The organism is Paenibacillus nuruki, from assembly GCF_001721045.1.
In the GTDB taxonomy this organism is placed as follows: Bacteria; Bacillota; Bacilli; order Paenibacillales; family Paenibacillaceae; genus Saccharibacillus; species Saccharibacillus nuruki.
On record NZ_MDER01000070.1, the window covers coordinates 88,945 to 100,370 of the forward strand.

Annotated in this window: 7 protein-coding genes and 1 other annotated feature; of the genes, 5 read left to right on the forward strand and 2 right to left on the reverse strand. The window is 40.4% G+C overall.

Features of this window, described 5'->3' with window-relative positions; all coding sequences use genetic code 11:
* Positions 1 to 137 precede the first annotated feature (137 nt).
* Complete coding sequence (locus PTI45_RS18240; protein ID WP_069329011.1) at positions 138 to 2,012, forward strand: glucose PTS transporter subunit IIA; 1,875 nt, start codon at positions 138 to 140, stop codon at positions 2,010 to 2,012.
* Positions 2,013 to 2,014: 2 nt separating this feature from the next.
* The gene (gene ptsP / locus PTI45_RS18245) at positions 2,015 to 3,772 is read left to right on the forward strand and encodes a phosphoenolpyruvate--protein phosphotransferase (protein ID WP_069329012.1); all 1,758 of its coding nucleotides are present in this window, start codon (positions 2,015 to 2,017) and stop codon (positions 3,770 to 3,772) included.
* A gap of 131 nt (positions 3,773 to 3,903) precedes the next feature.
* Here the strand turns inward: ptsP and PTI45_RS18250 are convergent, their stop codons facing one another.
* Positions 3,904 to 4,431 carry a type 1 glutamine amidotransferase domain-containing protein gene (locus PTI45_RS18250; RefSeq protein WP_069329013.1) on the reverse strand — a complete coding sequence of 176 codons (528 nt, stop codon included), beginning with the start codon at positions 4,429 to 4,431 and terminating at the stop codon, positions 3,904 to 3,906.
* Positions 4,432 to 4,731: 300 nt separating this feature from the next.
* Here PTI45_RS18250 and ytxJ point away from each other — a divergent pair, with 300 nt between their 5' ends.
* Both ytxJ and ccpA read left to right on the forward strand, forming a co-directional pair.
* Positions 4,732 to 5,073, forward strand: coding sequence for a bacillithiol system redox-active protein YtxJ (ytxJ, locus tag PTI45_RS18255; RefSeq protein ID WP_069329014.1), 342 nt, complete (start codon positions 4,732 to 4,734; stop codon positions 5,071 to 5,073).
* A 114-nt stretch (positions 5,074 to 5,187) separates the two neighbouring features.
* Positions 5,188 to 6,195, forward strand: a complete 1,008-nt coding sequence (gene ccpA / locus PTI45_RS18260; RefSeq protein WP_069329015.1) for a catabolite control protein A — start codon at positions 5,188 to 5,190, stop codon at positions 6,193 to 6,195.
* A gap of 200 nt (positions 6,196 to 6,395) precedes the next feature.
* Here the strand turns inward: ccpA and PTI45_RS18265 are convergent, their stop codons facing one another.
* Positions 6,396 to 9,545: a transglycosylase domain-containing protein gene (locus tag PTI45_RS18265; protein ID WP_069329016.1), complete on the reverse strand. Its 3,150-nt coding sequence runs from the start codon at positions 9,543 to 9,545 to the stop codon at positions 6,396 to 6,398.
* A gap of 173 nt (positions 9,546 to 9,718) precedes the next feature.
* Positions 9,719 to 9,986 (forward strand) — a binding site (T-box leader).
* A 93-nt stretch (positions 9,987 to 10,079) separates the two neighbouring features.
* On the opposite strand from PTI45_RS18265, the gene tyrS reads away from it, so the two are divergent.
* Entirely contained in the window at positions 10,080 to 11,333 is a 1,254-nt protein-coding gene (gene tyrS / locus PTI45_RS18270) for a tyrosine--tRNA ligase (RefSeq protein WP_069329017.1), read from the forward strand.
* Positions 11,334 to 11,426 lie beyond the last annotated feature (93 nt).

Here is an 11,426-nt window from a genome sequence, read left to right on the forward strand (position 1 = left end):
TAGATATAGAATAGATGAACAATTAGGTGTATGTTATATATAAAAATGAGGAAATCATGGCATTCCTATCATATGGAGACGCTTTGACAAAACATGGCCTACAGCGTACCATCAGGTATAGGAAGGGGGAGGGCGCGTTGAATTGGCTAGGTTCCCTGCAACAGTTCGGAAGAGCAATTATGCTTCCTACCATGGTACTTCCGGCAGCGGCTATTTTGCTCAGTGTAGGAGGCCTTCCATGGGGAGCATGGGGCTTACCTGTCGTTTCTGAGGTAGCTACGATAGCAGGTCAAAGTATTTTTCATTATTTACCGTTTATTTTTGCGATAGGTGTTGCCTTAGGACTGGCTAATCAAGCCGGAACCGCAGGACTTGCCGCTTTTGCCGGAATGGCATTATATGATCAGGTGACCAAGCATTTTAGCAGTGATTTGATACAGCCTTCCACATTGATTGGAATCATGATGGGTATCATAGCCGGGGCAGTGTACAGGCGATTCAAAAATGTACGTCTTCCCGAAGCGATCCAGTTTTTTGGCGGATCGCGTTTTGTTTTGCTGTTTATGGGGTTATTTTCTTCTGTATTTGCTTATGGCATGTTATGGTTCGCCCCGATATTACAACATCTTTTAAATGGACTCACCTGGGGATTGTCTACGATGGGCGGGTTCGGGTTATTTTTATATGGAGCGTTATACCGTATTCTTTCCGCTTTTGGATTGCATCACTTATTAAATAATATTGTCTGGTTCCAAATTGGTTCTTATGAGACGCATGGAGATATTGTTCAGGGTGATTTGCCACGATTTTTCAGTGGGGATCCGACAGCAGGTATCTATATGGCAGGCTTATATCCTGTGATGATGTTTGCATTACCAGCGACAGCTCTTGCTATTATTCAAGAAGCACGTGAAGATTTGAAGCCCAAAGTGCGTAAAACATTTATGCGGGCGGCGCTCGTTTGTTTTTTGACAGGGGTATCCGAGCAGATTGAGTTTGCATTTTTATTTGCTTCGCCATGGTTATTCGGTATTCATATTGTGTTATCTGGACTAGCGATGTGGATCACCTATGCATTAGATATTCATCATGGTTTCTCTTATTCAGCAGGAGCGATCGACTATGTGCTGAATTATCATTTGTCCAGTAATGCATGGATGTTGATTCCGATTGGAATAGCCTATGGACTGGCATATTACTTTATTTTCCGCTTTGCGATTCGGCGATTTAGGATTCCAACACCTGGTCGTGAAGAAGCTTCTACATTAGGCGATTGGGTGGGTAATATACCTTATCAGACCCCGCTTATCTTGCAAGCATTAGGTGGCAAAGAAAATATTGTCAGAGTGGAAGCTTGTATTACAAGATTGCGATTAACGGTAGTCAATGACCGTGCGATAGATAGTCGTGCGCTGAAGTCGTTAGGTTCAGCCGGACTGATCAAATTAGGTGGCGGTAATGTACAAATCGTATTCGGCACGTATTCCGAATTGATTCGTGAAGAGATTCGGAAGTTGATGGATCGCGATCTGACACATGTTCAATTTTGTGCACCTGTACAAGGTAAAATGATTGCTTTATCTGAAGTGCCTGATCAGATTTTCGCAGGGAAATTAGTCGGTGAAGGTGTAGCCTTTTTGCCTGAAAGTGGTGAATTGGTATCACCGGTAGCTGGAACGATTATGCATTTGTATCCTACAATGCATGCGATAGGTATTGGCACAACCGAAGGTGTTGAAATATTGCTTCATATCGGTATTGATACCTCTCAGCAAAAAGGCTGTTTTGAAGCGGTTGTTGCTGCTGGAGATGTTGTCGAAGCCGGACAGTTATTGATCAAATTTGATTTGGAAACATTGCAAAAAAACGCACCGTCACTTGCGACTCCGATGGTTATTACTAACCCTGATCGTGTCAGATCATGGAGTTATGCTCCATTTAAAAATGTGAAAAAAGGACAAGGGGCTGTAATGTCGGTAGTATTGCATGATAAGAGCGGTGGGGGGGACTAAACATGATCAAAGGAATTGCAGCTGCTGGTGGAGTAGCGATAGGAAAAGCATTTGTATTACCAACTTGGGAATGGGATGTGCCGGATCAGTGTCTAGATCCAACAGACCTTGCACAAGAATTTGAGCGTTTATATGAAGGGATTCGTACATCCAAAACGGAAATAGAGCTCATGAAAAATGAATTCGAGGAAATCGCAGGCCCCGAAGAATCAAGCATTTTCGATGCTCATTTAGCTATTTTGGAAGATCCTGAATTTATGAATGAGATTCGCGGTATTATTGAACGTCAATACAAAGCGGCAGAAGTGGCTGTACAAGAAGCGATTAACCATTTTGTAACGATGTTTGATTTACTGGATGATGAATATATGAAAGAACGTGCTGCTGATATCAAAGATGTAGGTAACCGCCTACTCAAACATCTACTAGGTGCGCCTGAAGTGACGTTACCTACAGATACACAACCTTATATTCTGGTAGCTAAAGAATTGTCACCTTCGCAATTGGTGCATTTGAATCCACATAATGTACTCGGTATTGCTACCATTTTAGGTGGAAAAACATCTCATTCGGCTATTATGGCAAGAGCGATCGGGATTCCGCTTGTCTCTGGATTGGAAAGTCAATTAGATCCACCAATTCAGACCGGTGAAATGATTATTGTCGATGGAGATAATGGTAAAATCATTGTTCACCCTGATCCAAAAACAATCGAACATTATAAGCTAATTAGAACCGCTCAGGATCGCCGTAAACGGCAGTTAGAGATGTTATCTACAGTAGATTCAGTTACTAGAGATGGCGTTCCTATGCGTCTCTCAGCGAATATCAGCTCGATTAAAGAACTGGATATTGCTTTGAAAAACGGAGCCAAAGGTGTGGGATTATTCCGCACTGAATTTATGTATATGGATCGCACTTCTTTTCCAAGTGAACGTGAGCAATTCGAAGTGTATCGGTTAGTTGCTGAAAAAGCCAAAGGGCAAGCAGTCGTTATTCGCACACTCGATATTGGTGGAGATAAAGAACTGGATTATTTCCCATTACCTGAAGAAGAAAATCCTTTCCTCGGTTATCGAGCGATTCGAATCTGTCTTGAACATACGGACTTGTTCAAAACGCAATTACTGGCGATATTACGTGCAAGTGCTTATGGTGCAGTCAAAATTATGTATCCGATGATTTCTTCGGTAGAAGAAGTACAACAAGCGAATGTAATTCTCCGTGAAGCAATGGATGAATTGGATCAACGTGGAATGCCATACAACCGTGATATTCAAGTCGGTATTATGATCGAAATTCCTGCGGCTGTTGCTATTGCTGATCTGCTGGCTGAAGAATGTGACTTTTTCAGTATCGGTACCAATGATCTAGTTCAGTATGTACTGGCTGTTGACCGTATGAATGAACATATTGCCCATATGTATAATCCGTATCATCCTGCTGTGCTACGGATGCTTCGGAGTACGATTCAAGCTGCTCATGCAGAAGGTATACCTGTAAGTGTATGCGGAGAAATGGCTGGAGATGAACGTTCGATTCCATTTTGGTTACAGATGGGTGTCGATCATCTAAGTATGTCACCTCAATCGTTATTGCGGGTCAAACAGAGCATATTGAATACCGATTCCAAGCAAGCTTCTCATCAAGCATTGTCATGGATGAAATTAAAAACATCGCAAGCGATCGAAGAAGGCATTCAACACTATATGAATACATTAACAGATTCAGATGCTTCATTTGCTTCTTCAACTTCATAAATAAGTACCATATCAAATGATACAAAAAGAAGCAGACCATGTAGTTTAAGGTCTGCTTCTTTTTTGTATATCACTTTAGAGTGTATGGTTTATTCCAATTTAATATGCTTGTTCCAAAAGAGAATTTGTAGTTACACTTTTGCTGCTAGAGCATCACAAAATGCTTTACCGTACGGAGGAAGATCTGGCGGACGACGAGCTGAGATAATATGACCATCTACAACAACAGCTTCATCTTTCCAAGTAGCACCGGCATTTTCCATATCATCACGAATACCTGGTGTAGAAGTAACTGTCACTCCTTGCAGAATACCTGCGGAGATTAGTACCCAACCTGCATGACAGATTTGACCGATTGGCTTGCGAGCTTCATGCATTTCTCGTACCAATTCTAATACTTTAGGATAACGGCGTAATTTATCTGGTGCCCATCCTCCGGGAACAAGAATGCCATCATAATCTGCACTGTCTAATTCGTCAAAGCTATATTCTGCTTCAGCAGGAACTCCATATTTACCCATATACTTTTTACCACGATCTGCACCTGCTAGATGAACTTCAGCACCTTCTTCACGTACACGATACACAGGAACCCATAGTTCCAAATCTTCAAATTCCTCATCGACCAAAGCAATCACTTTTTTACCTGCTAATCTCATATTCTCATTCCTTTCAGAATTATATTGATTAATGATCATCATACCGATAGCTCAACTGCGTTTATTCGGCTTCATTGTATCAAAATAATGAACATGGATCAAAAGAGGTCAAATGAAAAGCAATGGTATAACTATGAAAAGAAAGTGATTATGAAAATTACATTTCATTAAATTCAGCTAAAAAAACGTTAACAATGACAAAAAAATGGATTTTTACACTGTTATTTGTTAAGATACTTATGATAGTTATTCATGAAAACGTTCTTACATTAATTAATAGCAAAAGGGGATGTGTGCATAATGGCAAGTGTAACTCAGATGACTACAACCGATCAGTTACAAGAAGCATTGAATCATACAACACAAAAACCACTGCTTGTTTTTAAACATAGTACTCGTTGTCCGATTAGCGCTGGCGCTTATAATGAATTTAAATCGTATTTGGAAAGTAATCCAAGCGAAGATGTTGATTATGGTTTGGTCTATGTAGTGGAGAATCGCGATGTATCTAACGCTGTAGCAGAAAGTCTGCAATTGAAGCACGAATCACCTCAAGTGATTTTGGTTAAAAATGGCGAGCCGATCTGGAACACCTCTCATTCTAAGATTACAGTCAGTTCGCTACGTGAAGCGCTATCTTAAGCGATAACCAATGATTGCAAGTCATAGTATTTTAGCGTATCATGAATCTAAATGAAAAATGAAGCAAATTCTTGAAAACATGAAGAAAATTTATTGGTAATGGAGAGAAGGACCGTGACAGTAACCATTTACGATGTGGCACGTGAAGCTGGAGTATCTATGGCTACAGTATCTCGTGTAGTGAATAATAATCCCAACGTGAAGCCGCAAACGCGCAAAAAAGTTTATGAAGCGATCGAGCGTCTGGGTTATCGCCCTAACGCAGTAGCACGTGGACTTGCTAGTAAGAAAACAACAACAGTAGGCGTTGTTATCCCGGATATCTCAAATTCTATCTTTGCAGAAATTGCACGCGGGATAGAAGATATCGCAAATATGTATCATTACAATATTATTCTTTGTAATGCAGATAAGAAAAAAGAAAAAGAAATTCGTGTAGTGAATACATTGCTAGAGAAGCAAGTAGATGGTCTGTTATTTATGGGCGGAACCGTTACAGAAGATCATTTGCAAGCATTCCAATCTTCAGCTGTACCTATCGTTTTGTGTGCCACTCGTGATGAGAATGGATTGATTCCATCTGTAGATATCGATCATGAAGCAGCTGCTTTTGATGCTGTGAATACATTGATTCGTCATGGACATCGCGAAATTGCAATGATCAGTGGTACATTGCAAGATCCTGCAAATGGATATTCTCGTTTCCAAGGATACAAAAAAGCATTAGAAGCAGCAAATATTGAATATAAAGAAGACTGGGTACGTATCGGTAATTATCGTTACGAATCTGGCGTAGAAGCTATGAAATATTTTATCGGTCTGAAAAAGCGCCCAACGGCTATTTTTGCAGCAACAGATGAAATGGCGATTGGTGCGATTCACAGCATTCAAGATGAAGGCTTGAAAGTACCAGACGATTTCTCTATTATTTCGGTAGATAATATTCGTCTAGCTTCGATGGTACGTCCACAGTTAACGACTGTAGCTCAACCGATGTATGATCTAGGTGCTGTAGCTATGCGTTTGCTAACGAAGTTGATGAAAAAAGAAAACGTAGAGAACACTCGTGTTATTTTGCCACATGAAACCATCCTACGCTTGTCTGTCAATCAATTAAACTAATATTGAATATCCGCAATAATCAAAAGCATCTTTTCCTTTAAGGAGAAGATGCTTTTTTTGTTATATCTTTAGACTATACCTACCCAACGGAACTAACTTGATAGATATTAATGGTTGATTACAATTTTTAATAAAAGAAAAACAGCGAGTACCGATAAATATTAAATCGGTACTCGCTGTTCAATCAATCTATTTTTAGTTTATTTCCCTTTATACTGAACAGGTGATGATGGAGAAGAAGAACCACTTTCATTAACAGCTACTACATAAAACCAACCATCAATTTTGCGACTGGAATTATATTGGAACTTGGTATCCGGTGTTGATCCAGCTAGATTATACGGACCCCCACTTGTTTTGCTAAAGTATACTTTGTAATTAGTGGCAGTCTGCGATGGAGCGCCCCAAGAGATCACGACTGCACTTTTACCTGCGCCTTTAGCGCTAAGTGAAGACGGAGCCGAAGGCGCTGCTTTTGCTTTAGCAGGAGCCGCTTCTTCGGTAGTTGTAGCAGGCTCAGTCGATTCGCCTTCTGCTGGTGGCGTCGTGCCATCCGTTGCAGGTTCTTCAGTCGTTCCATCTGGTAATAAAGTGCCTTCATCTGGCTCTTCTACCGGTACAGGTGCTGCACTGTAATCCGCCGTATTACTTGGACTCGATTCATGTCCGCCGACATCTACGGCTGTTACATAGAAAGAGAAGTTACCATTTGCAGATACAAATGAGTTAAATTGACTACTGCCTAGCTGTGCAGACTTCTGATATTGATAAGAACCATCACCGGATGAACGGTACAGACGGTAACCTACCACATCTCCTGAACCACCTGAGTTAAAGGTAATTCGTGCATCGCTACCACTGGTCGATAAGCGCACATTAGATGGTGGATTTGGTGACCCACCATCATCTTGCCTTGGATCGATCCGGGTTGGAGCATCTGCACCTGCATCTTCAGGAAGATAACGCCATAGCGCATATTTAGGACCTGACATATTAGCTAGAGCATGTTGCAGATCTTTGATTAATTCTGAAATAGGCATTTCCCGTTTAACCACTGTACGTTGATTGACCATATCATCAGGTGTGCTATCTTGAGGAATATAATTTACGCCATTGTACGTAATATATTTCGCATAAGCTACACCATCATCAAAGTCTTTAGGTACATATTTAGCATTGAAAATATCGGTCACTAGATTACCGGATTGTCGTGTAGCCGATGTTGGTAATTTACCACTAAATCCAGACACTGTCTGTGTGACAATACCATCTGGCTTTTTAAAAGCATCGGTTTTGAACAACTCGGGATCACTATCAGTAACTTTGTTCATAATCGTTGCCCATAAGGTACGAGCACGCTTTTTACCATCCTCGGACAAGGTATTTACAGGCTCACGATAACCTGCCCATACACCAAGTGTGATATCCGGTGTGAAGCCCATAAACCAGACATCAGCATAGTTCTGAGTAGAACCGGTTTTACCGACAATCGGTATTTTTCCGTATTTATTAAATAAGGTCTGCATCGTTCTACCTGTACCACGAGAATCTGTGATAACACTGCGAAGCATATCGGTCATAAGATAAGCGGTTTGCTTCGAAAAGACTCGTTGTGGATCAGCTTTGTGTTTGTAAACGATTTTGTTATACGGATCAACAATTTTATCGATCATATAAGCATCATTAAATATCCCTTGATTCGGAATGGAGCCATAGGCATTGGTTAATTCTTCTACAGTCACTCCATATTTAAGACCGCCCAGTACTCCGGTTTGAGCAGAGTAATCGGTATCTTGAATCGTAGTGATACCTAATTTTTTGGAAAATGCCCAAGCTTTATCAATACCTACTTTTTGATTAAATAATTTGAGGGCAGGTATATTTAGCGATTCATCTAATGCAGTCCGAGCAGTGACTAGACCTTGATAGCGTCCGTTCGCGTTTGCAGGGATATGATAGCCTTTACCGCCGTCTTTCAAAATAATTGGTGCATCATCCAGAATACTTGCCGGTTGCACCAGACCTGCGTCTAGAGCAGGCAGATAAGCAGCGATCGGCTTCATTGTAGAACCCGGTTGCCTTGTCATCTGAGTAGCATAATTCATCTGTTCTTCCTGGAAGCTACGACCTTCAATCATACCAAGAATAGCGCCTGTCTTATGATTAATCATCATAGCCGCAGTTTGCTCTTTGCCTTTGGTATTACTGTCGGGTGAGAAATTACTACTATCTTCAGCGACTTCATGCATCGTGTTATAGACTGTTTTGTTAATCGTTGTATAGACACGATAACCACCAGTTAACAATTTCTGACGTGCATCTTCAAACAGTTGATTTCGTTCTTCAGAAGACAGAGTGGACATATCCAAATCTGGATTTTCCATTTTTACAATTGTTTGCGCGCCTTGTCGTTCAATTTCCATCATTAAGTAAGGATATTGAGAATACGCTTTGGCTGTTGGTTTGGCGAGTGAACTTTTGAGATCAAAGTTAATTGCTTCATTATATTCACTGGCTGTAATTTTACCTAGTTCTTTCATTCGTTCAAGAACCAGTTGTTGTCTGCCGACTGCACGTTTAAATCCTTTTTCATTGAATTTCCCGCTACTGTCAAAAGCAGAGTAAGCAGTTGGCAATTGAGGTAGACCTGCAATATAAGCGGCTTCAGCGATATTGATTTTACTGAGATCGTTTACAGCAAAAATACCTTTAGCTGCTGCTTTGATCCCAAAAATATTGTATCCGCTTGAACCTTTACCAAAAGGCATTTTGTTCAAATAAGCAGTCAAAATTTCATTTTTGGTCATAAAGCGCTCGATCCGAAGAGAAAGCAACATTTCTTTAATTTTGCGATCATCTGTTTTGTCCAAGTTCAAAAAGACCCGTCTCGACAATTGCTGTGTAAGTGTACTACCTCCGGTTTGGACGGATTCATTCAGTACACGCTGTTTGACAGCACGCAGCGTACCATTCATGTCAACACCTTTATGTTCATAAAAATGATTATCTTCTATGGAAATAATGGCGTCGATGACAGGTTGAGGAATCTGTTCATAAGTCACCAATCGACGATCTTCTTCTGTACGAAGTTGTCCGATCGGGGAACCGTCATTAAAATAAGCAAAACCGGTCACTGCATTTTCGTTGATTTTTTTGACTATTTCTTCACGCGAACGCACCGGTTCGTCTTTTACAATCGAAGAAACGTAGCCCATCAAAATACCTCCACCAAACAGGCAAATGGCAAACCCAGCAATAACTACCCATTTCAAAATAGTGAGTAATTTGCGGAATCTAGCATGCTTGCTAGTGGACTTATTTGTTGGACGCTTGTCCTTCTTTTCAGCCATGTAACTTCCCCCTTTTACCAGCCACTATTATATCATAAAAATTACGCTATAATCAGTTTCTTATGACCGATAAAAGCAGGATGGGCACAAAGTCGGATGTGAACAAGCATTGACTTGTTTGTAAAAGGTATGTTATAAAAGTGATACGTTGAAGCAATCTACAATTACATAACACAAAGACGAAGAAAGACACCCAGTAGAAGTGGAGATTACCGTTCTCAGAGAACCGATGGTTGGTGCAAATCGGCAAGCGGACTTCCTTTGAATTACAGGTCTGGAGTCGTTTGATATTAGTAGTTCTATTGATAATATCAAGCCGGAATGAAGATTCCGTTATATACAATGAAGTGAGAAGCTGAATATATCTTATGATTTTATCAATATAGGTATAGGATCAGTCTTCTAATTAGGGTGGTAACGCGAGGCCTGCTCGTCCCTTTATGGGGATGGGTAGGTCTTTTTTGATGCGCATTTTCAAGCAGGCACTCCAGCGGAAGTGATCCGTATACTATCGAATAAGGGAGCAAATGAATAATGAAATGGGAAGAATTAACGTCAGCGCAACAAGCAGAAGTCGAAAAGCAATTAAGTGTGATTCAGCGAGGAACAGCAGAGATTATTCCTGAAGATGCATTACGTCAGAAAGTGATCAAGTCTGTAGCAACAGGCAAGCCATTAACAGTCAAATTAGGTCTAGATCCATCTGCACCGGATATTCATATCGGTCATACTGTTGTTTTGCAGAAATTACGTCAATTTCAAGAATTGGGACATCATGTTCAATTAATTATCGGTGACTTTACAGGACGTATTGGTGATCCTACAGGGAAGTCAGAGACACGTAAGCAATTAACAGAAGAACAGGTTAAACACAATGCAGAGACATACAAAGAACAGATCACCAAAATCCTTGATCCAAGTAAAATGAAAGTATACTTTAACTCAGAATGGCTAAGTCCGATGAATTTTGCCGATGTGGTAAATTTGGCAGCCAAAGTTACAGTAGCCCGTATGCTAGAGCGTGATGATTTTACGAAGCGTTACCAGGGCGGTCAGCCGATCAGTATTCACGAATTTTTCTACCCACTAATGCAAGGTATGGATTCGGTAGCTCTTGAAAGTGATATTGAAATTGGGGGTACCGATCAGAAGTTTAACTTATTGATGGGACGTACACTGCAAAAAGAATACGGTAAAGCTACTCAAGTTGCGATTACTTTACCTATTATCGAAGGTCTAGATGGTGTTCAAAAAATGAGTAAAAGTCTGGGTAACTACATTGGCATTGATGAAGAGCCGAACGAAATCTTTGGTAAATCAATGAGTGTGCCGGATGAATTGATGCTTAAGTACTATGAGTTAACAACAGATATTTCGAATGAAGATTTGGCTACACTCAAAGCAGGGCTTGCAGATGGTTCTGTACATCCACGTGATGCCAAAATGAATCTGGCACAAAATTATGTACGTATGTTCCATAATGAAGAAGCAGGAGTAGCTGCAAAAAATCACTTTGTAACTGTATTCCAACAACGTGCATTACCTGATGATATTCAAGAAGTAGTACTGGACGAGAGTGTACTAGAAAATAGACAAATCGGGCTGATCAAACTGGTAATGACGCTTGGATTTGCAACATCTACGAGTGAGGCTAGACGCAGTATTCAACAAGGTGCACTCAAAATCAACGAACAAAAGCATGATGATGTAAATGCAAGTATTGAACTAGCTGATGGTGATATTGTTCAAGTAGGTAAACGTAAGTTTGCTAAAATCAAAAAAGCTTAATCCAGCTTAATCCAAAACAAAAACCTTTATGATCGCTTCGGTGATGATAAAGGTTTTTTGTTGTACTTGTTTATAGACTTTTGAGCATATACT